Below are 20,754 nucleotides of genomic sequence, written 5' to 3' on the forward strand. Positions count from 1 at the left end.
CGAGCAGCCCGCCGAGCAGGTTGCCCGGGGACAGCAACCGCGCATCACGGTTTTTCTCGATCACCGAATCGCCGAGACCCTCGATGGTCGCGCTTTGCGGGATGAGGCCCGACGCGACGCCTTCGAAGCGGATGTCGCTTTCCCCAGCCGGAATGCTGACGCGCCGCGTTTCGCTGACCATCGCAAAACCTTCCAGCCAGCCGAGATCCATGGCGCCGGATCCATTGGGATCTCGATAGACCGTGACCGCAACTTTGTCGGCCTGCGGCGAATGGACGACGGTCTGCGCCGTTCCGGCCGACGCAAGGCCGCCCAGCAAGATCATGGCCGCGCGAAAGCGCATCGCCCCAACCCTCAGTAACGCGTGTCGAAGGTGGCGGTGACTTCGGCTTCGCCGTTGGCGGGCACTTCGACTTTCCACAGCGCCTGGTCGGCCGTCAGCCGCTCGCTTTTGCGGCTTTCGTCGGTGATCCGCGTGTCGCCCCACAGGCCATCCTGAATAAGGTCGACGGTCACCGGCTTGGGCCCGGCGTTGCTCAGCACATATTTCATGCTGGTCTTCCAACGGTCCGAATTCACCCGGGTGCGCTGGACGACGATCGGCCGGACTTTGACATCGAATGCCTCGCCGGTCTTGAGGCTGAGGCTGCTGCCCATCGGGGTATGGCCGATCTGATGTTCGCCGACGAACTGGGGGTTGCCGCGCGCGTCGCGTTGATAAACGCGCACCGTGCCTGCGGGCAGCGCATCGCCGAGCCCGCCGTCGCGCGCGCTTAAGAAGCGAATCGCGGTCGACGCGCTCTGCGGTTCGTCGGACGACGCCATCCAGCCCACCCGATATTCATAGCCGCGCCGCGCGGGTGCCCCGTGGACGTCGAGGAAGCTGACCTGCTTGGTTTGCTTGTCCGCGATCGTCGTCCGTTCGGGCAGGGGGTAAAGATAAAAACCGCCCAGCCGCTCGCGATTGGCGGTTTCTGTACCGGCCCGGACCATACCGCCCGGCGGCGGCGGCGGCTGGTAGCGATAGCGGTTGGTGTTGGCATTGACGTCGCCGGCGACCAGCAACGTCTTGGCATTGCTATACGGCGTCCCGCTCTGGTTGTTCAGCGTGATCCAGCCCTGGACGTCCATCGTGCCCTTGGCCTCGTCGAACAGCGCGACATAGTCCGCCGACCAGCTGAGGCCGCCCGTCAGATAATTGAGCGTGACCGGCTGTCGTCCGCCCCGTGCCGGGTCGAGCGTAATCGATAAGGTTGGCCGCGCGCGAAGCTGCTCCGGCACCCGGTCGAAAATGACGCGGGTCGGAAGTCCGTCGTCGCGCAGCACCTCGATCCGTTCGCCGATCTGCATCACGACACCGCCATTGGCCGCGAGGATCTTTGCCCGTTCGCGCACTTCCGCGCCGGTCGCGGGGTTGACGCGGACGATCGTCACCTGCTCTCCCACCGCTTTCTGCATTAGTGCCGCAGGGGTCAGCAGGTCGAAATCGAAATTCTGCTCGACAATGCCGATGTCGCCGCTGAGCGTCACCGTCTCCGGTCGGATGCGCGCCGAAACGTCCGGGAATTCCTGCTTCGATCGGCCCGCGGGCAGGGTCAGCTCGCGGCGGTCCTGAATCAGTGCCAGGTCGTTGTTGTAGATGGTGACGGCAACGTCGCCCTGCGCCGTCCGACCGTTGTCGGGGAGGATCGGCTGGATGTTGGATTGGGCGGCTAGGCCGCTTGAAGTGAGCAACAGTGCCACGGCCAGCATACGCATCGGAAAAATCCTCCCACAGGCTGGCTGCAGCATGTAACATTATTACGTAAAGTCAACTGCACCGAGGCGCCAACGAAAACGGCCCCTCGCCGAGGCGAGAGGACGTCGTTTCCGGCAGAGAACGTCCGGTTAGAACTTCAGCTGGGTCCAGAGTCCAAGCTCGTTATACGTCCCGTCGTCGACGCCGCCGATCACGCCGTTCGAGGTGGCGATGGTGCCGTCGGTCGCCTTGTCGCGCTTGTAGACCAGTGCCAGGTCGACACCCTTGGTCACCGCATAGCTTGCGCCGACGTTGAAGTAATTTTCGTCCAGCGCGGCATTGGTCTTCTTGTTCGGGTTGACCCAGTCGTAGCGCCCGAAAATCGACACCTTGTCGTTGACGGCGAAGGATCCGAACGCGGACCAGCCGGTCGTTTCGTCCTTCTGCGCGGTGGTCACATTGTTCCAGTTGTTGGCCTTGAAATATTCGACACCGGCGCGGAAACGCTCACCGGTGTAGGCGGCCAGTGCGTTGAAGCGCGTTGCCCGGTGCTGGGTCGCCGTCTGCGCATTGCTCCGGCCCAGCTTGCCCGAATAGGCACCGACCGCAAAGGTCAGGACATTAATCGGCTTGAACGCGATCCTGCCTTCCAGGTCGATCGAATCGGAATTGCGCGCCAGCGTCTTGAACCCGCCGCCGTTGATCGCCGACGCCGCGTACGACAGCTTGCCGCCAAGCGCGCTGCCCGAGAAGTGGACGCCCCAGTCGGTGCTGGTGCCGTAACGGGTGCGGTCGACGAGCACATTTTCGACATAGCGATAGCCGTAGACGTCCTCGGCGAAGGGGACCCAGGGCAGGTCCGCGGCGCCGACGCGGAAAATGGCGGCGTCGCTCAGCTTGGCCTGCAGGTAGGCCTTCTTCACGAACACGGTGGTGTCGTTCGACAGGCCCTTGCTGTTGTAGCGGAAGTCAGTGGTGATGTTGGCCGAAAAGGTCTTGTCGAAACTATGTTCGACCGTGACGTAAAAGCGCTTCACGTCGGTCTGCACGCCATTGTCGGCCTGATTCACGCCGTCCGATTCATGATCAATGTAGGACAGGTTCATGAACGCCTTCCCGCTGACCTTCGTACCTGCGGCCCATGACGATTTTTCCAGCTGAGGGGTCTGCTTGACCATGCCGGCCTTGATGGCATCGAGCTGCGCCTGCATTGTCTTGATCTGATCCTGCAGCGCCTGGATCTGCGCTTGCTGGTTATCGTTCGTCGCAGCGGCCGGGCTGGCGTCCTGCGCCTGCGCCATCGCCGGAATGCCGAGGCTGGCGAGCAGCAACGCTCGCGCCGAAAGTTTCACCATGTCTATCGCTCCCGCGCTTGATCCCGCCGCCATCGCTGGAAACGGAATTGAAATCAGACGGGAAATGCAGCGCCCCGCCGGCTTGATGGGGCGGCCAAATGCGACGGTAGTGTTACGGCTTCATGACAATGCGCCCAATGCCGGCCCGGAGATGTCCGGACCGGCAAGGGGAAGCTGGGTGTCTTGGCCGCCGCTTCAGCGGCCAGACGATGTCTTATCCGCGTTCCGGCTGCGGTTCCGGCGCCGGCGGCGGCAGCGGAGGCGGCGGGGGCGGGCAGGCGTCGGTCGCCAGGATCACCGACCCGTCGGCGCAGGTCTGGGTCGCCGGGGCCGGCGGAGGCGGCGGGGGCGGCGGAGCGGCCAACGCCACCGGCATCGCACGCGAAGGACCGATCTTGAACGATGCCTCGACGCCGAATGTCCGCGGCGGGTTGAAGTTGCCGTAGTCGCCGAGCACGCCGCCGTAGCTGGCTGCACCCGTGATCGAGTCGATCGTCGGGAACGAATTGGCCGCCGAGCGACGATAGATGTGGGTCTCGTTGAGCAGGTTGCGCGACCAGACCGCGACCGTCATCTGGGTATTGCCGCCACCCAGCGGAATGTCAGCCAAAGCGACCCGGCCGTTCACGATGAAACTGGAGTCCGTCTTCACCGATTCCGACTGGAAGCTGTACTGGCGACCGGCATAGTTGGCATCGAGGTGGAAGCGCAGGCGACCACCGGCGAGTTCGCCAGGCACTTCATAGTCGATGTAGCCCGAAGCCGCATGCTTCGGCGTGAAAACCGTGAACACCTGGAACAGCGGATTGCCCGGAAGGAACGGGTTGGGCGTCGCCGGCACCTTGATGTCGGTGTAGGCATAGGATCCGCCGAGTTCGAGGTTCCAGACCGGACGAATGGTCAAGTCGGCTTCGATGCCCTTGATCTTCGACGTGCCCGGCGCGTTGGCGGTTTCTTCGTAGTGACGGTTATAGTTCGGGTTCGGCGTCACGCCGTCCGCAAGGAAACGGTTGGTGTCGACGAAATCGAAGTCTGTCTGAGTGCCACGACGGTTCATCAGGTACGCGGCCAGGTTCAGGCGGACCTTGTGGTCGAGGAAGTCGGTCTTGGCGCCGATTTCATAGGCCTTCACCGTTTCCGGACCGAACGCACTGAAGGTCTGCGACCGCGAGTTGGCGCCGCCGGCACGGAAGCCGGTCGAATATTTGGCATAGAGATGCACGCTGCGCGACGGATCGAGTGCCACGACCAGCAGCGGATCGACGCGGCCCTTGCTGTAGGTGAAGGGGAAATTGACCGCCTTGTTGTTGAAGATGGTCAGCGCGCCGTCACGCTTGTCGTGGGTGTAGCGAGCACCGACCGTGACATGCAGCATGTCGATCGGCGACCACGTCGCCTGGCCGAAACCGGCCCAGCTGGTGGCCTTGGCGTTGCTGTCGCGGGCGACGAACCAGTCTTCACGCTGCCATCCCTGGTTGCTCGAGCTGATCGGCGGAAGGACGTCTGGGCTGTTGATCGTGTAGCCCGTGCCGTCGGCATTCCACTTGTTGGTGCTGGGCGTCGCTGCCGCTTCGCGAACCTTTTCGGTGAAATAGTAGCCACCAAGGACGTAATCGACATTGGCGATGCTGCCAACGAGCTGGAGTTCCTGGCTCCACTGGTGCTGGAACAGCTCGGAGAGGCTGTAACGGCTGAAGTTCGCGTTGGGAACGAAGGTGGAGCGATGTGCGCCGCCCGAATTGTCCCACTGGTGCGTCGACACCTTGCGCCAGCCGGTGATCGAGCGAATTTCGAGCTCCGGGCTGAGCTTGTACTTTATCATCCCCGTCACGCCCTGCGTACGGTCGATGCTGGGCTGCTGCGGAACGCCGATTTCAGCGACCTTCTGGCGCTTGCCGCCGGTGACGTCGACGATCGGCGCGAGCGGACGGACGCAGAAGGTAGCGCCGGTCGGGCAGACCAAAGTCGTGCCGACATAGGTACCGACAGGATAGTTGTTCGGGTTGTAGTTAATCAGCTGGCTGTAATTCGGCGTGTTTTCGTCATGGACCCGGTCATAGGACAGGTCGACGGTAAGGCCGACGGTCGGGGTCCAGCGCGCCGCAACGCGGCCACCGACGGTGTGGTGGTAGTTCCAGCCGACCTGGCCTTCGAGCGGGTTCTTCACCGTTTCGTCCTGATGCTGGACGATGCCGTCGAACTTCAGCGACAGCGTATCGGCGACCGGAATGGTGACGTGCCCTTCGGCATTATACTGGCCGTAATTGCCGACGCCGACCTTGCCGCGGATGTCGAGTTCGTGGCCCGGAACCTTGGTGACGATGTTCAGAGCACCGCCTTCGGTGTTACGGCCGAACAGCGTGCCCTGCGGGCCCTTGAGCACTTCGATGCGCTCGATGTCGAGCAGGGCAGCATTGAGGCCCTGCTGACGCGCCATGTAGATGCCGTCGATGTAGACGCCGACGCCCTGATCACGCGCGGTCTGATTAGCGTCGAACGGCACGATGCCGCGAATGCCGACGGTCAGCGCCGAGTGACGCGCTTCAAAGGTCGCGACGCGCAAGCTGGGAATGGTGCCGTCGGCGAGGTCGACCAGGCTTTGCGCGTGACTGTCGGCCAGCTTTTCAGCGCTGGCGACCGCGATCGCGATCGGCGTTTTCTGCAGGTTGGTTTCGCGCTTGGTGGCGGTGACCACGATGTCCTGGATGCCCGATTCGGCTTCCGGTGCCGGCGCATCGGTCGCAGGCTGGGCGACGTCGGCCGTCACGGCGGCGTCGGCAGCCGTTTCGGCGGACTGGGCCAGCGCGGGCGTCGCGGTCGAGCAAAGCAGCATGCCGAGCAGGGCCGCGCTGCGAGCGTTGAAGGTTGCAGTCGATGTGGCCGACGAATCGGTCCGAGCAAAAGTCATGAACATGTTTGATCCCCACATGCGGACAATGGGCCGCTGTTGAGGACGCGACTAGGACGGCCCGGCGAAGCTTTGGTGACGCGGATATTTCGTTTCGATGACGATCATCGGCAACGAAAAAGGGCGCAGGAACCTTGGTCCCACGCCCTCCTTCTTAATGCATATAGCGACCGTTACGCGGCTGCTTCGTCCGCTTCCGGCTTGGCGCGGCGCACGCGGCGGCGCGGCTTCGGCGCTTCTTCTTCTTCTTCACCGTCGCCATCGTCGCCGGCACCGATCGCCGGCGGCAAGGCCGCCATTTCGATCCGCTCGTCTGCGCCTTCCGGTTCGGCATGATGCGCGCCATTGTTGCGCTGGCGCTGCGGCCGGTCGCCACGGTCGCGCCCGCGCGGACGCTGGCGCACCTCGACCTCGCCGTCGTCGTCGCCGTCCGAATCCGATTCGGCGGTCAGCTCTTCGTCGCCGTCCATGTCGTCGTCATCGTCGTCACGGCGGCGGCGGCTGGCGTTCTGCTCCTCGAAGCGCGAACGATGCTCTTCCAGCACGCGGAAATAATGATCCGCGAACTGCAGATAATATTCGGTCTGGACGCGGTCGCCGGCGAGCTGCGCGTCGCGGGCGAGGTTTTTGTATTTCTCGAGCAGCTGGGCAGCGTTGCCCCGCTGCCGGTTGTCACGCGCGTTACCACCGCTGTTACCCGGCATGCCCTGAGGGCGCTGCCCACCGCGACCACGACGACGGCCGCCTTGACGATTGTTGTTCAAATGAAAAATCCCTGTCGCACCGGTGCGCGCCTTGGCTACGCACCCAACTTCGTCCCTTCCCAACCGGAAGATGTGGTCCCGTCGCGGCGGACCGGCCCGCGCCGCCTTATCGGCGCTGGTCGACCCACCCTCTGCCGTCATGCCCTGGTCGGGCGTAAACGGCGATGTCGTCGGGGGTCGGTGGCGGGGGCGCGATGTGATGAAAGCGGCCCCGTCCCTGCCCCCTGATGTAGAGGGCAAGCGACGAAATTCCAAGACTTTTCGTATCAGCCCCGAATTAAGAGGGCACGGGGGCGTCCGGCAAGGTCCAACGCCAGCGTCGGCGCCAGCCCTTGTTGCCGGAACAACACAGCGGCGCTGTCGCCCTGATCAAATCCGATCTCGATCGCCGCCAATCCGCCCGGCGCGAGCAGGCGGCCGACCTCCGGCGCGAGGCGACGATAGTCGTCGAGGCCGTCGGCACCCGCGAACAGCGCCTCGTGGGGCTCAAAGTCGGCAACGCCCGGGCCGGTCTCCGCTGCCGCCGCGACGTAGGGCGGATTGCAGAGGATCAAGTCGAAGCGCTCGTCGACGCCGCTGGCCCAGTCGCCGATACGCAGGTCGGCCCGTTCGGCCATGCCCAGCCGCCCGGCATTGCGCCGGGCATAGGACAGGGCATCGGCCGACGCGTCGATACCGAGGCCGGTTGCGGTCGGCCATTCGTCGAGCGCCGCGAGCAACAGGGTGCCGGGCCCGGTGCCAAGGTCAAGTATCCTTGCCGGCCCGAACGAGCCTGCAAAATGTTCGACTGCCGCGGCGATGAGCGTCTCACTGTCCGGACGCGGAATCAGCGCGCCCGGCCCAACTTCGAGATCGACCGTCCAGAACGCCCGCTGGCCGGTGATATATGCGACCGGTTCTCCCGCAGCGCGGCGCTCTACGAAGCCGTCGAACTGCGCGGGCGCCTCGCCACGCGGTGTATCGAGAAGCAGGCGGTCGCGGCCGATTCCCAGCGCTGCCGACATCAACAATTCAGCGTCCAGCCGCGGCGTGTCGCTATGATCGGACAAGATTTCGGTCGCCCGATTGAGCGCCCGCGGAATGGAGGTCACGCGTCGTCCAGGCCCGCTAGACGTTCGGCCTCATCCTCGGCGATCAGCGCCTCGACCAACTCGTTCAGGCCCGGCCCTTCAAGAATAGCGTCGAGCTTGTGCAGCGTGAGGTTGATGCGGTGGTCGGTGACCCGTCCCTGCGGAAAATTATAGGTGCGAATCCGCTCCGACCGGTCGCCAGAGCCGACCATCGATTTGCGGGCACCGGCCCGTTCAGAGGCGAGGCGCTCGCGCTCCAGTTCGAACAGGCGGGTGCGCAGCACCTTCAGCGCCTTGGCCTTATTCTTGTGCTGCGACTTTTCGTCCTGCTGGATGACAACGAGGCCAGTTGGCAGGTGGGTGATGCGTACCGCGCTGTCGGTGGTGTTGACCGACTGCCCGCCGGGACCCGACGAGCGATAGACGTCGATGCGCAGGTCCTTGTCGTCGATCTGGACGTCCACTTCCTCCGCTTCGGGCAGCACTGCCACGGTCGCGGCGGAGGTGTGGATGCGTCCGCCGCTTTCCGTGGCGGGGACGCGCTGCACGCGGTGAACGCCACTTTCGAACTTCAACCGCGCGAACACGCCATTGCCGGCGATCGACGCGACCGCTTCCTTGTAGCCGCCGACGTCCGACGACGAGGCGCTGATCAATTCGAACTTCCAGCCCTGCTCTTCGGCGTAACGCTGGTACATGCGCAGCAGGTCGCCGGCGAACAATGCGGCTTCATCACCCCCTGTCCCCGCGCGCACTTCGAGCATCGCGGCGCGCTCGTCGGCGGCGTCCTTGGGCAACAGCTGGATCGCCAGCGCCCGTTCGGCCTCGGGCAGCTTTTCGCGAATTTCGTCGGCCTCGACGACCGCCATTTCCTTAAGCTCCGCCTCCGCCGACGAATCATTGGCGAGGCCGGTCAGCACCTCCAGCTCGGCACGCAACCGGCGCACCTCGCGCGCGGCGGCGGCGACGGGTTCGATCTGGGCATATTCCTTGGACAGGCGCACGAAATCGTCCGGCGCCAGGTCCGGCCGCGCCATCGCTTGCGCAAGGTCGCTCTTTTTCGTTTCGATCGAAACGATGCGGTCGAGGCTGATGGTCTTCATCAGTCCCCCAGCACCGCCTGGGCGCGCGATTCGCCGCCCGCCTTGATGCGCCGGGTCGGCCGGCCATCCTGCGTGCCGAGCACGACGATTTCCGCCGCGCCTTTCTTGACTGCCCGGTCGAAGCGCTTGCGCGGACTGCCCGAGGCGACCAGCTCGACCGAAAGGCCCGCGTCGCGCAAGGCGGACGCAGCTGACCAGCCGTCGGCCATGCGCCCGTCATCTTCGATGACGATCGCCACGTCGAGCGAGTCGGGCGCGGGCGCATCGATCAACATCGACAGCCGCTCGATTCCCGCCGCCCAGCCGACCGCCGGCGTATGCGCCCCGCCAAGCTGTTCGATCAGCCCGTCGTAGCGGCCGCCAGCGAGCACGGTGCCCTGCGCGCCCAGCCGGTCGGTGACGAATTCGAACGCCGTGTGGCGGTAATAATCGAGCCCGCGGACGAGGTGCGGGGCAAGCTGGTAGGCAACACCCGCCGCGTCGAGCCCGGCGCGGACCTGGGCGAAGAAATCTTCCGCTTCGGCGGTCAGCGTCATCACCGGGGCCGCTTCGGCGAACGGCCGGTCGCGCGGGTCCTTGCTGTCGAGAATGCGCAGCGGGTTGCGCTCGAGCCGATCTTGGCTGTCTTCGCTCAATTCGCTGCGGTGGGCGGCGAAATAGTCGATCAGCAGGGTCCGCCACGCATCGCGGCTTGCGCCGTCGCCCAACGTATTGAGCTGCAGGCTCACGCCGCCGATGCCCAGTTCGCGCAGCAGCTGGTCGGCGAAGGCGAGCAGTTCGACGTCCGACTGCGGATCGGCGCTGCCCAGCACCTCCGCGTCGAGCTGGTGGAACTGGCGAAAGCGTCCCTTCTGCGGCCGTTCGTAACGGAACGCCGGGCCATGGGTCGCGACTTTGAGCGGTGCGAACCGCTGCCAGCCTTCGCTCAAATAAGCGCGGGCGATGCCGGCGGTGAATTCGGGACGCATCGTCACGGGATCGCCACTGCGATCCTGGAACGAATACATTTCCTTCGACACGACATCGGTCGTTTCGCCCATCGTCCGGGCGAAGACGGCGGTCGATTCCAGGATCGGCACTTCGACCCGTTTGAAACCGTAAAGACGGCGGACGCGGTCGAAGGCCGCGACCACCGCGTGGAAGCGGTCGACTTCTTCTCCGATCAGGCTTTGCATGCCCCGGATGGGCTGTGGCGTCGAACTCATTGCGAGCAGCGCATAGCATTTTTGCGTTTTCAGGGAAGCACTAGCGGCCTAAAGGGCCGGTCATCATGAATATCGACCTGATTCCCGTGGGGGCCGACGTCCCCAATAGCGTCAATGTGCTCATCGAAGTTCCTATCGGCGGCGAGCCGGTGAAGTATGAATTCGACAAGGCGAGCGGGGCGATTTTCGTCGACCGCATCCTCCACACGCCGATGCGCTACCCGGCCAACTACGGCTTCATCCCGCAGACGCTGTGCGACGACGGCGATCCGCTCGACTGCCTGGTGATGACGCGCTGGACGCTGATGCCCGGCACGGTCATTGCCGCGCGCCCGGTCGGTGTGCTGTACCTTGAAGACGAGGCTGGCGGGGACGAGAAGATCCTAGCCGTGCCGGTGACCAAGGTCTCGCCCTATTACAAGGACGTCGAGGACTATACCGACCTGCCGCCGATCGTGGTCGAGCAGATCGAGCATTTCTTCACCCACTATAAGGACCTCGAAGCCGAAAAGTGGGTCCGCGTCGGCAAGTGGGGCGATGCCGCCGCCGCGCGTCAGTGCGTGCTCGATTCGATCGAAAAGGCGAAAGCGGCCAAGGCTTAACCGCCCGGCCGCTGGCCCCGCTGCTGCGTGAAGAAGCGCAGCGGCACGAACAATTTGCGAATGCTGATGCCTACCGTCCGGCCGATCGGTTCGATCAGGTCGGGCTGGTAGCTGAACGGCGTGTTTCCGGCGCTGTCGCGCACCTTGGGCCGCGCGTTGAAGATGTTCGTCACCTCGAACCGAACCGACGTACCGCGCAGCCACGGGTGCTTGGAAACGAGATCGAACCGTTCGCCGAGGTTGGCGAACAGCCTTAGGTCGAAGGTCGCATAGGGCGAAAAGTCGAGATCGCCATTGGCGCCGCGAACGGTCGTCCCGCTCCGCCAGTTCGCCGACACTCGCGCGCCCATGCCATTGTTGAAGTAGCCCGCCTGCGCTTCGACCTCATGACGCGATCGACCGCCGAGCGCACCCGATGCCTCTCCGTCCAGATAGTCGAGCTTGGGAAGCCCCGAACGAATCGTAGCTTCGTCGACCAGCGTGACGGTGTCGGTCAGCGAAAAGGTCAGGCGGCCGCCATTGCGATTGCCGAACCTGCCGAATCCGCCGGGTCCACCGGGACCCCCGGGTCCGCGAGCGTTCGCAGGCGGCGCTTCGCCTTGCGGGGGAGTCGGCGCCCCACCTGCGGTTGGAGGGCTCTGGGTCGTGGACTGCGGTGATCCGGCGGCGGGCGTCTGTGCGGCTTGCGGACCGGGCAATGCGATCCCGTCGCGCTGGGCCCGCGCGCGGAATTGCTCGCGGAAGGCCGCGATGGCTTGCGCCGACGGCGGCTTGCTTTCGAGTTCCTTCGAAAAGTCGAACCCGATGCGCAGCTGCTCGCGCCGCGACTGCTTGAAATTGACCGGCTGAAGGAACACCCGCGTCAGCACGCCGCCTTGCCGCTCGAACCGGTCGGGGAAGGCATCTTCCAGTGCCGCGCTGGCGACCGGAAAGCTCGCCTGCGGATTGTCGATCACCTGTCGGACATATTCGGCGCGGAGTCTGAGGTCGGGCTTGTCGTCGAACTGCCAGTTTCCGCCGATCTTCAGCACGTTGCGGGTATCGGCCTTGAGGTCGGGGTTCCCGCCGGTCACGGTGGTGACAAGAACGGTCTGGTTGGTGCGGAAGTCAAAATAGGGGACGCCCGGGGTGTCGACCAAGGGCGCGCCAAGCTGCGAAAGCGTCGGCGGACCTTTTTCTCGCGTCCAGCTGGTGACGAAACTCAGCCGGGCGGTCGGCGACCAGTTGAGGCCCGCACCAAGGCTGGTCACGCCGCCGAAATCGCTGAGATGCTTGATGCCCGCGTTCGCGTTTGCCGTCAGTCGTCCGATTGACGAAGATCCGCGGGTGATAGGCAGGTCGACGCTTGCCGACCCTTCGACGATGTCGCGCCCAAGGTTCGTTTCACTCAAAAGATCGTTGCGGCGACTGCGACCTTCCAGGTCGGTGCTGCTCGCCCCGATTTTAAGGGTGACATTGGCCTTGCCTGCCGGCAGGTCGATGAGCGGCCCGGTGGCGGTCAGGTTCGCGCCGAGGCTGCGGTTGATGGTCACGCTGCGATTGTCCGACAATCGCTGGAGCGGTCCGAGATCGCCAAGCGGATCGAGCGTCGGGTCGTTTGCGTCCAGTCTCGCCTGCACGCCCGTCAGGTCGAAGCCGCGCTCCGATTCGCTCAGGCTGCGCGACAGTTCGGCGTTGCCGGTCGACGACCAGCGCCACTTGCCCTTGGTGCCGTTGAGCGCGAAGCCCATTCTCGCCGCCTCGGTCACGCTGGTGCGGTCCAGCGGCGTCCCGGGAAATGCGCGCAGAATGTCCGTGCCATTGTCGTCGAGCACGCCGGTCGCGACGCCGAATCGCGACTGGCCCGTCGTTCGCTGGAGCTCGGCGTTGAACGTCGCGGACACGTCGCCGAGAATTTGGCGGTTGGCCGTGCCGCTGAGCCGCACGTTCTTATTGGCGCCAGTGAGGCTGCGATAAGGCCGTGGGTCGATCGGGTCGGGCTGGCTTGCGACAGGCTGGAGGACAATGGACCGATCGGCCTCGGTCAGCCCGTCGTTGCCCGACACTTGGAGGTTCAGCGTCGTGCGCTTTCCGTCGTCGATGATCAGGCGGGTCGCGTCGGCCTGTCCCTGGACATAGCCGCCGTCGGTTGCCGCCTTGCCGCGCAACTCGACGCTGCTGGAGTTGAAGCGACGCCGAAGGACGATGTTCACGACCCGCTGGTCGGCGCTGTAGCCATATTTCAGCGCGACCTCTTCGGGCAGGATTTCCATCCGCTCGATCGCTTCGGGGGGAAGGTCGCGCAGCTCTCGGAAGCCGGAAATGCGCTGGCCGTTGAGAAGGAGGACGGGCATGCCGCCGCCCCGGCCGCGTGCGCTCCCGGTTTGCGGTGCGACCGCGCTGAGCAGTTCGGAAATGCTGGTGGCGCCGGTAGCGCGGATGTCGCGCGTGTTGAGGACATTTTCCGGCGGAATGTCGCCGACGACCGACCCGCGCGGTTTCTGTCCGGTGACCACGATTTCCTGGCCCTCGTCGGCCTCCGAATCCGATCCCGTGTCCATCGGCTGGGCAAAGGCGGGCAAGGCGGTTGTCGCCAACAGGGCGGGCAGGAGGAAGCGGCGGGTCATCAAGGCAATACGCTCCGGAAATCTTGCGGGTCCGTCGGACTGGCGGTCAAATGCTGAAGCTGCCATGACTTCTCCCAACGGTTCGACGAACGGGAGGCTGGGAATGACGGGCGGCGGTATCCGGGCAAGTTTGGCGATGGCGATCGGTTTCACGTCAGCGTCGGCGATGGGCGCAAGCGGACCCGCCAAGACTGCCACCAGCGCAGCCATCGAACGGGTCAGGACGATCGATCCCATGGTCAACGCGGTGATCGCGGTCGATCCGACCGCCGCCGAGCAAGCCCGCAAGGTCGACACGGCTCGACGCCGCGCCCCGGGCTTGCTGCAGGGCAAGCCGGTGCTGATCAAAGACAATATCGAAACGGCCGGACCGCTGCCGACGACCGCCGGCAGCCTTGCCCTTAAGGCCAATGTCACCGGCCGCGACGCGCCGCTGGTGGCAAGGTTGCGCGGGGCCGGCGCGGTCATCCTGGGCAAGACCAACCTCAGCGAATGGGCCAATATCCGGTCGAACAACAGCATCAGCGGCTGGAGCGCGGTGGGCGGCCAGACCCGCAATCCCTACGCGCTTGACCGCAATCCATGCGGCAGCAGTTCGGGATCGGGCGCAGCGGTCGCCGCCGGGATCGTTGACTATGCCGTCGGTACCGAAACCGACGGTTCGATCACCTGCCCGGCATCGATCAACGGCATTGTCGGGATGAAGCCCACCGTGGGCCTCGTCAGCCGGACGCATATCGTACCGATCAGCGCCAGTCAGGACACGGCGGGTCCGATGACCCGGACCGTCCGGCAGGCGGCCGAGATGCTGCGGGCGATGGCCGGGTCGGATCCAGCCGACCCTGCGACCAAGGATGCCGATGCCCACCTCGCCGAATTTGCCGCCGGTCTCGACGCCAAGGCACTGGGCGGCAAGCGGATCGGCGTGATGCGCTTCGCGTCGGGGTTCGGCACCGACCCCTTGTTTTCAGCCGCGCTCGATGTGCTTCGGGCGCAGGGTGCCACGCTGGTCGAGATCAAAGAGTTCGACGACAAGGACATCGGCGCCAACGAATTTGCGGTGCTGATGACCGAGCTTAAGGCCGGCATGAACGCCTATCTGGCGACGACGCCCGCTGCCGTATCCAGCCGGACGCTCGCGGACCTCATCGCGTTCAACAAGGCGCACCCGGAACGCGAACTGGCGCTGTTCGACCAAAGCCTGTTCGAAAAGGCCGAGGCGACCAAGGGACTGTCCGATCCCGACTATATCAAGGCCAGGCAGGTCAGTTTCACCAAGGCCGGCCCGGAAGGCATCGACAGGCTGCTGAAGGACAATGGGGTGATCGCGCTGGTCGGCCCGACCATGCCCACGTCATGGAAAATCGACGCAGTACACGGCGACCAGATCAGCGGCGGCGGCGCAGGCAGCCTGGCGGCGGTCGCGGGCTATCCGCACCTCACGGTGCCCATGGGGCTGGTGAAGGGCCTGCCGGTGGGGCTCAGCTTCATCGGCCCGAAATGGTCGGACGCCATGATCCTCAATCTGGGCTATGCCTATGAGCAGGCGCGCGGCCCCGTCGAAGGGCCCAAATTCCTGCCATCGATCGAACAGTCCGACGCCATCGCACCGCTGCTCAGGAAGCCGTAAGCTTCAGCGCCGCGATGCAGCCGACGATGGCGAGGATCAGCAGTAACCGGACGGTCGTCGTCGGCTCTTCGTAAAAGGCCATGCCGACGATCACCGTCCCGACGGCGCCGATTCCGCCCCACACGGCATAGGCCGTGCCCATCGGGATCGACCGGGACGCATATTCTAGCAGGCCCATGCTGCAGGTCACCGACGCGAGGAAGGCGATCGTCCACGGCAGGTTGCGAAAGCCGTCGACATAGCGCAGCGCCGTGGTGAACCCGACTTCGAACGTCCCGCCCAAAATCAGCCAGAACCAAGCCATGTTTCGTCTCCGCAACCATATCGCGTTACCGCCGTTTTCGCATTCATGGGGACAATGACCGACAAGCTCAACCATGTCGCGCCGTGGCGATTCATGCTGTTCTTCGCATTGCTGTTTGTCGGATGCGCACTTGCCGTCCCTGCGGTCGGGTGGAGCAAGGGCTTGCTGCTGGGTTTCGACCCGGCGGCGATCGGCTTCCTGATCAGCTGCCTCCCCAGCTTCGGCTTCGATGCGAAGACGATGCGACGGGTGGCGGTGAATAGCGATGCCAACCGCGTGATCCTGCTGATCATCAGCTTCTTACTGACGATCGTCATTCTTGCAGCCGTCATCGCGGAATTGGCGCAGCGCGATCAGTTGACCACATTCGACAAGGCATTGGTGGCCGCGACGCTGGTGCTGGTCTGGACGTTCGGCAATGCGGTTTACACCCTGCATTACGCGCATCTCTTTTATAGCCCCGACGATCATGGCAAGGACTGCGCGGGCCTTGATTTCCCGGGCACCAAGGAGCCGCTGATGAGCGACTTCGTCTATTTCGCCTTCACCCTCGGCGTGGCGGTCCAGACCAGCGACGTGCAGGTAACCTCGCCGTCCATCCGGAAGGTCGTAACGGCCCATTGCGTCGCCGGATTTTTCTTCAACCTCGGCGTCCTGGCCCTGACCATCAACGTTCTTGGATCGAGCTAGACGGCGATTTCGACCGACGGCTCGCCCTTGGCGACGGTGCGCGACGCGATGGCGCAACCGCCGATGATCAGCGCGGCACCCGCGACGGTGTAAGGGGACACCGGCTCACCGAACACCAGCCAGCCGAGGACCGCGGCGTAGATGAAGCCCGAATATTCGCTGCTCGACAGATAGGCCGCGCCGGCCCGGGCGTAGGCCCATGCCAGCAGCAGCATGCCGGCGATGGCGAGCATCGTCGCGACCAGCAGCACCCATAGCTGACCCGACGGATAGGTCGGCAAACCGACGGCCAGACCGAGCGCCCAAAAACCGATGCCGGTGAACAGGAATTGGAAAAAGGCGATCTCGATTGGCCGGGCTTGCTGGGCCTGGCTGCGCATGACGACGATGTTGAAGGCGTAACAGACGGCCGAGCCAAGGATGGCGATCGAACCCTTCAGCGCCTCCGGGCCGAGATCGGCCTTGCCCTGGCCGTAAACGATGACGGTCACGCCGAAAAAGGCCAGCAGCGACCCGCCGACGGTCCGCGGTCCGACCTTTTCACCAAGGAAGATCGCCGCGAGGAACAGCGCCAGCAGCGGCGCGATGAAGGTCAGCGCGATCGCTTGCGCCATCGGCACCCGCGCCAAGCCCCAGAAGAACAGGAAGCTCATCGGGACCATCAGCAGTCCGCGCAGCAGGTGAAGCCGCAACGCGCGCAGGGTCGGGCCGCTCTTGCGCGTCGCGATATAGGGCACCGCCATCACTCCAGTCGCGAGGACCGAACGCCAGCACATGGTCGCAAAGGCGCCGATGTCGCGGCTCAGGCCCTTCATCACCGCGTCCATGGCCGACAGGGCGCCTATCGCGGCCAAGGCGACCAGAAACGCCAGCGCCGGATTTTGGTCGACCTTGTTCATTCACCCGCTCTACCAAGGGCCGGGCGAAAGGAAAGGTCGCTAGTCGAGGGTCATGGTGTCGCCGCTCAGCTGAAGGCTGCCCATCTGGCGAAGCACCGACTGTCCAAGAAGGTTGGTGGTCAGTCCGTCGATTACCACGCCCTGCACCTGGCTGATTTCATGTCCGGCGACGGTCAGGTGATCGATCATGATCGGCTGGCCCCGGACCGCGCCGCCGGCGCCGGTCCCGACATGCTGGAACGACTGCGGTTCGACCACGATACCGATCCGGCGCGCATCGTCGACGGTCAGCGCAACCAGATCGGCCCCGGTGTCGACCAGAAAAGGCAACGCCTGCCCATTGACGCTGGCGTCGAGGTGGAACTGGCCGTCTCGGTCACGAGGGATGACGACCTTCTGGCCCACCATCGTATCGACCGCTTGTGAGGGCGCGACGTCGGGGTCGTTCACGTAACTGGACTCTTCGGTGATGGTGTGGACCGACGGCTTATTCTCCGGAGCGACCATTTTGCCCATGTCGGCGGGTGCCATCATCGCGAAGATGAATGCAAAGACCAGAATCAAGCCTGCAAAGCGCGCCATGCAACGACGTTACGCCGCGCAGGGTTGCCAAAGCGTTGAAGACCGTCAGGCGGCCTGGTCGGCTGCGTCGCGGGCGGCCTCGATCTCGGCCGCCTTGTCCTCGACCAGCCGGACGATGTGGTCGATCATATCGGCGTCCTGCACATGGTGATCGGTGACGCCCGACAGGTAGACCATATGCTTGCCGTTGCCGCCGCCGGTGATGCCGATGTCGGTTTCGCGCGCTTCGCCCGGGCCGTTGACCACGCAGCCTAGCACGGAAAGGCTCATCGGCGTCTTGATGTGCTGCAGCCGGTCTTCCAGCGCTTGCACGGTGCGGATGACATCGAAGCCCTGCCGCGCGCAGCTGGGACAGCTGACCACGCGGACGCCGCGATTGCGAATGCCCAGCGCCTTCAGGATTTCATAGCCGACGCGAACTTCCTCTTCCGGCTCGGCCGACAGCGAAACGCGGATGGTGTCGCCGATCCCCGCCCACAGCAGGCTGCCGATGCCGATCGCGCTTTTGACCGTCCCACCGACGAAGCCGCCCGCTTCGGTAATGCCGAGGTGGAGCGGACAATCGACCTGGTAGGCGAGCTGCTGGTAGGCGGCGACCGCCATGAACAGGTCGCTGGCCTTTACCGCGACCTTGTAGTTGCGGAAGTCGTGGTCCTCTAGGATGCGGATATGATCGAGCGCGCTTTCGACCAGCGCGTCCGGGCAGGGCTCGCCATATTTCTCGAGCAGGTCCTTTTCCAGGCTGCCGGCATTGACCCCGATGCGGATCGCGCAGCCGTTGGCCTTGGCCGCGTTGACGACTTCGCGGACGCGATCGTCGCTGCCGATGTTGCCGGGGTTGATACGCAGGCACGCCGCGCCCGCGTCGGCCGCTTCGAGCGCGCGCTTGTAGTGAAAGTGGATGTCGGCGACGATCGGCACCCGGGCCGCACGGACGATCTGCTTGAGCGCGGTGGTCGATTCGACGTCCGGACAGGACACGCGGATGATGTCGGCGCCAGCCTCTTCGCAGCGGCGGATCTGGTCGATCGTTGCCTTGGCATCGGAGGTCGGCGTATTGGTCATCGTCTGCACGGTGACGGGCGCATCGCCGCCGACGGCGACGTTGCCGACCATGATCTGGCGGGATTGGCGGCGCTCGATGGTGCGCCAGGGGCGGATTTCGCTCATGCCCCCCATATAGGCGCAGGATATGACAAAAGAAATCGCGCCCGCTAGGGAAAGTGCCATGCCGATTCTCAACCGTTTTGCGCTTGGCCTGGCAGCGCTCCTCGCCTTTTCGACGCCGGCCCATGCCTATTGGGAATATGGGCACGAAACCGTCGCCAACGTCGCCTGGCTGCAAATGAAGCCGGAAACGCGGGCGAAAGTCGCGGCCTTGCTCCGCCAGTCAAAATTGCTGGAAACGCCCGAATGTCCTGCCCGCACCTTGGCCGAAGCGAGCGTATGGGCGGACTGCGTCAAGCCGCTCGATGAACGGTTCAGCTATGCCTATAGCTGGCACTATCAGAATGTGAACGCCTGCAAGCCGTTCGACCTCAAGGAGCCGTGCAAGGACGGCCATTGCGTGTCGGCCCAGATCGAGCGCAACGCACGGCTGCTGGCCAATTCGAAGGTTCCTGTGCGGGAAAAGGTGATGGCGCTGGCATTCATCACCCACTTCGTCGGCGACCTTCACCAGCCGATGCACGCCGGCGACCATGCCGACCTTGGCGGCAACAAGGTCGCGGCCAATTACGGCTATGTCGCCGGTCGCACCAATCTGCACAGCATCTGGGACGGCTATCTTGCCGAGCGAGCGATCAGCACCCCACCCGCCGACGCAGCCGGACTCTTGTCACAGGTGCCGGCGTCGGACCGCATGAGCATTGCGCAAGGTACGGTCGAGGACTGGAGCCGGGAGATGTGGGGCAAGGCACGCGATCTCGCTTACAAGACCTTGGTCGGCGACCCCTGCGGGACGGAGCCTGTCGGTCGGCCGACGCTCAGCGAAGCGCAGGTACAGGCGCTGATTCCCGACCTTCGAAAGAGCGTGGTCGACGGCGGCATTCGCCTCGCGCGGCTGCTCGACGATGCGCTGGGTCCGGACCACAAGGCGCCGGAAGCCAAGCGCTAGCGCTTCACGAAATCCGCAATCGCACTGACGACGCCGGAAGCGATCGGCAGATCGGGATCGGTGTAGGTCTTGAGGTTCGACGCGCGATCGGCTCCGTCGGCCAGCTTCAGAACATGGGTGACGCCGGGCAATACGACGAGCGTCGCACGCGGATTGGCCTTCTTGAGCGCCTCGGCATCGGGAAGGCCGATTTGAACATCGCGGTCGCCCTGCAGGATCAGCAACGGAACGCGAAGCGACGCGGCGAGCGACGCGCTATCCTGCGCCATCAGATCGATAAGATATGGCTGAACCTGCGGACCGAACAGCATCGGCAATGGCGGCGGCAGCTGGTCGAGCGGAACGCTATGCCCCGCCTTTAGGGCTTCGATCGCAGCCAGCGCGGGCTCGAGGATCGGACCGTTCGCCGGATTGGCCTTGAGCTGCTCCCCCAGCACGTCACCAAAGTTGCGCCCCATCGCGGAAACGGTGACGACCCCGCAAATGTCCGTGCGATCCTGACCGGCCTTGAGGGCGACCAGCCCGCCTTCGCTGTGGCCGATGAGCCATGCGCATTTCGCGCCCGTGGTAGCGCGGGCGACCTTGGCCCAGGCGTGCACGTCGGCGGCATAGTCGGCGATCGTCACCTTGTCGGGGTTGGCGAGCGCCGCCTTGCTGCCGAACATGCCGCGCTTGTCGATACGGACGGAGCTGATGCCCTGCCTGCCCAGCGCTTCGGCCAACAACTTATAGGGCTGCGCCTTGATGCCCATCGGATTGTTGCCGTCGCGGTCAGTCGGCCCGGATCCGGGAATAATGACGGCTAGCGGTGCGCCTTTTCCGGCATCGACCAGCGTCCCAGCGAGGGCGCCTTCCGGCCCAGGTGCGCTAAGTGTGCGGTTGATCGGTGCGGCGGCAATGGCCGCGGCCAAAAGAAGGAAGCTCATTCTCCGCTTCCCCAGCGCCAGTGCCAACCACCCTTTGTTTTGGCGGCGTAGAGCGGGAGCGGCAGCAGCGCCGCGACCAGCACCAACGGGACAAGAACGCCCGGCCGATCCTCGAACAAGGCCGCAACGCCTGCGATCAGGGCAATGTGGGCAGCGAGAAGAACCCAGCCCTGCCACGCAATCGGCAGGCCGGCGCCGAGCCCGAAGCGTTTGGGCGCGAACCAGGGTTTGTCGTTATGGAACAGCCAGAACATGA

Annotated in this window: 19 protein-coding genes (1 of these 19 only partly in view); 4 read left to right on the forward strand and 15 right to left on the reverse strand. The window is 64.7% G+C overall.

Annotation, left to right across the window (positions count from 1 at the left end; translation table 11 throughout):
• The 8 genes from G570_RS01550 to hisS form a co-directional block, all read right to left on the reverse strand.
• On the reverse strand, positions 1–343 hold the 5' portion of the coding sequence (locus tag G570_RS01550; RefSeq protein ID WP_037498401.1) for a DUF4139 domain-containing protein. The gene continues 1,190 nt to the left of window position 1, outside the view; the window shows 343 of its 1,533 coding nt (coding positions 1–343); it begins with the start codon at positions 341–343; the stop codon falls past the left edge of the window.
• 11 nt (positions 344–354) lie between these two features.
• Positions 355–1,758: a DUF4139 domain-containing protein gene (locus tag G570_RS01555; RefSeq protein WP_037498403.1), complete on the reverse strand. Its 1,404-nt coding sequence runs from the start codon at positions 1,756–1,758 to the stop codon at positions 355–357.
• A 129-nt stretch (positions 1,759–1,887) separates the two neighbouring features.
• Positions 1,888–3,093 carry a FlxA-like family protein gene (locus G570_RS01560; RefSeq protein ID WP_051503928.1) on the reverse strand — a complete coding sequence of 402 codons (1,206 nt, stop codon included), beginning with the start codon at positions 3,091–3,093 and terminating at the stop codon, positions 1,888–1,890.
• A gap of 214 nt (positions 3,094–3,307) precedes the next feature.
• Positions 3,308–5,926: a TonB-dependent receptor gene (locus G570_RS01565; protein WP_425423570.1), complete on the reverse strand. Its 2,619-nt coding sequence runs from the start codon at positions 5,924–5,926 to the stop codon at positions 3,308–3,310.
• A gap of 248 nt (positions 5,927–6,174) precedes the next feature.
• Positions 6,175–6,765: a DUF4167 domain-containing protein gene (locus G570_RS01570; RefSeq protein ID WP_037498405.1), complete on the reverse strand. Its 591-nt coding sequence runs from the start codon at positions 6,763–6,765 to the stop codon at positions 6,175–6,177.
• Between the two features lie 266 nt (positions 6,766–7,031).
• Positions 7,032–7,856 (reverse strand): peptide chain release factor N(5)-glutamine methyltransferase, encoded by an 825-nt coding sequence (gene prmC, locus G570_RS01575; protein ID WP_037498407.1) that lies wholly within the window; start codon positions 7,854–7,856, stop codon positions 7,032–7,034.
• Positions 7,853–8,938, reverse strand: coding sequence for a peptide chain release factor 1 (prfA, locus tag G570_RS01580; RefSeq protein ID WP_037498409.1), 1,086 nt, complete (start codon positions 8,936–8,938; stop codon positions 7,853–7,855). Before prfA ends, prmC begins: the two co-directional genes overlap by 4 nt.
• Positions 8,938–10,143: a histidine--tRNA ligase gene (gene hisS / locus G570_RS01585; protein WP_037498412.1), complete on the reverse strand. Its 1,206-nt coding sequence runs from the start codon at positions 10,141–10,143 to the stop codon at positions 8,938–8,940. The genes prfA and hisS overlap by 1 nt, the downstream gene beginning before the upstream one ends.
• 65 nt (positions 10,144–10,208) lie before the next feature.
• Here hisS and ppa point away from each other — a divergent pair, with 65 nt between their 5' ends.
• Complete coding sequence (gene ppa, locus G570_RS01590) at positions 10,209–10,745, forward strand: inorganic diphosphatase (RefSeq protein WP_037498415.1); 537 nt, start codon at positions 10,209–10,211, stop codon at positions 10,743–10,745.
• Here the strand turns inward: ppa and G570_RS01595 are convergent.
• Positions 10,742–13,648 carry a TonB-dependent receptor plug domain-containing protein gene (locus tag G570_RS01595; RefSeq protein ID WP_342665216.1) on the reverse strand — a complete coding sequence of 969 codons (2,907 nt, stop codon included), beginning with the start codon at positions 13,646–13,648 and terminating at the stop codon, positions 10,742–10,744. The genes ppa and G570_RS01595 overlap by 4 nt on opposite strands.
• On the opposite strand from G570_RS01595, the gene G570_RS01600 reads away from it, so the two are divergent.
• Positions 13,587–14,981, forward strand: coding sequence for an amidase (locus tag G570_RS01600; protein ID WP_342665217.1), 1,395 nt, complete (start codon positions 13,587–13,589; stop codon positions 14,979–14,981). The genes G570_RS01595 and G570_RS01600 overlap by 62 nt on opposite strands.
• Here G570_RS01600 and G570_RS01605 read toward each other — a convergent pair.
• Positions 14,968–15,285, reverse strand: a complete 318-nt coding sequence (locus G570_RS01605) for a DMT family transporter (RefSeq protein WP_037498418.1) — start codon at positions 15,283–15,285, stop codon at positions 14,968–14,970. The two genes, G570_RS01600 and G570_RS01605, sit on opposite strands and share 14 nt — an antisense overlap.
• Positions 15,286–15,339: 54 nt before the next feature.
• On the opposite strand from G570_RS01605, the gene G570_RS01610 reads away from it, so the two are divergent.
• Complete coding sequence (locus tag G570_RS01610; protein WP_037498421.1) at positions 15,340–15,975, forward strand: DUF1345 domain-containing protein; 636 nt, start codon at positions 15,340–15,342, stop codon at positions 15,973–15,975.
• Here G570_RS01610 and G570_RS01615 read toward each other — a convergent pair.
• The 3 genes from G570_RS01615 to ispG all read right to left on the reverse strand — a co-directional run bounded on the left by G570_RS01615 (position 15,972) and on the right by ispG (position 18,626).
• Complete coding sequence (locus G570_RS01615) at positions 15,972–16,874, reverse strand: DMT family transporter (protein ID WP_037498424.1); 903 nt, start codon at positions 16,872–16,874, stop codon at positions 15,972–15,974. The two genes, G570_RS01610 and G570_RS01615, sit on opposite strands and share 4 nt — an antisense overlap.
• A gap of 39 nt (positions 16,875–16,913) precedes the next feature.
• Positions 16,914–17,408, reverse strand: coding sequence for a retropepsin-like aspartic protease family protein (locus G570_RS12990; protein ID WP_169731717.1), 495 nt, complete (start codon positions 17,406–17,408; stop codon positions 16,914–16,916).
• Between the two features lie 93 nt (positions 17,409–17,501).
• Positions 17,502–18,626, reverse strand: a complete 1,125-nt coding sequence (ispG, locus tag G570_RS01625; RefSeq protein ID WP_037498426.1) for a flavodoxin-dependent (E)-4-hydroxy-3-methylbut-2-enyl-diphosphate synthase — start codon at positions 18,624–18,626, stop codon at positions 17,502–17,504.
• Between the two features lie 58 nt (positions 18,627–18,684).
• Between ispG and G570_RS01630 the strand changes: the two genes are divergently transcribed.
• On the forward strand, positions 18,685–19,572 hold the full coding sequence (locus tag G570_RS01630; RefSeq protein WP_051503933.1) for a S1/P1 nuclease: 888 nt from the start codon (positions 18,685–18,687) through the stop codon (positions 19,570–19,572).
• Here G570_RS01630 and G570_RS01635 read toward each other — a convergent pair.
• Entirely contained in the window at positions 19,569–20,498 is a 930-nt protein-coding gene (locus tag G570_RS01635; RefSeq protein WP_037498431.1) for an alpha/beta hydrolase, read from the reverse strand. The genes G570_RS01630 and G570_RS01635 overlap by 4 nt on opposite strands.
• Complete coding sequence (locus G570_RS01640) at positions 20,495–20,752, reverse strand: hypothetical protein (RefSeq protein ID WP_037498433.1); 258 nt, start codon at positions 20,750–20,752, stop codon at positions 20,495–20,497. The genes G570_RS01635 and G570_RS01640 overlap by 4 nt, the downstream gene beginning before the upstream one ends.
• Positions 20,753–20,754: the final 2 nt, after the last annotated feature.

The organism is Sphingomonas jaspsi DSM 18422 (assembly GCF_000585415.1).
Taxonomy (GTDB): Bacteria; Pseudomonadota; Alphaproteobacteria; order Sphingomonadales; family Sphingomonadaceae; genus Sphingomicrobium; species Sphingomicrobium jaspsi.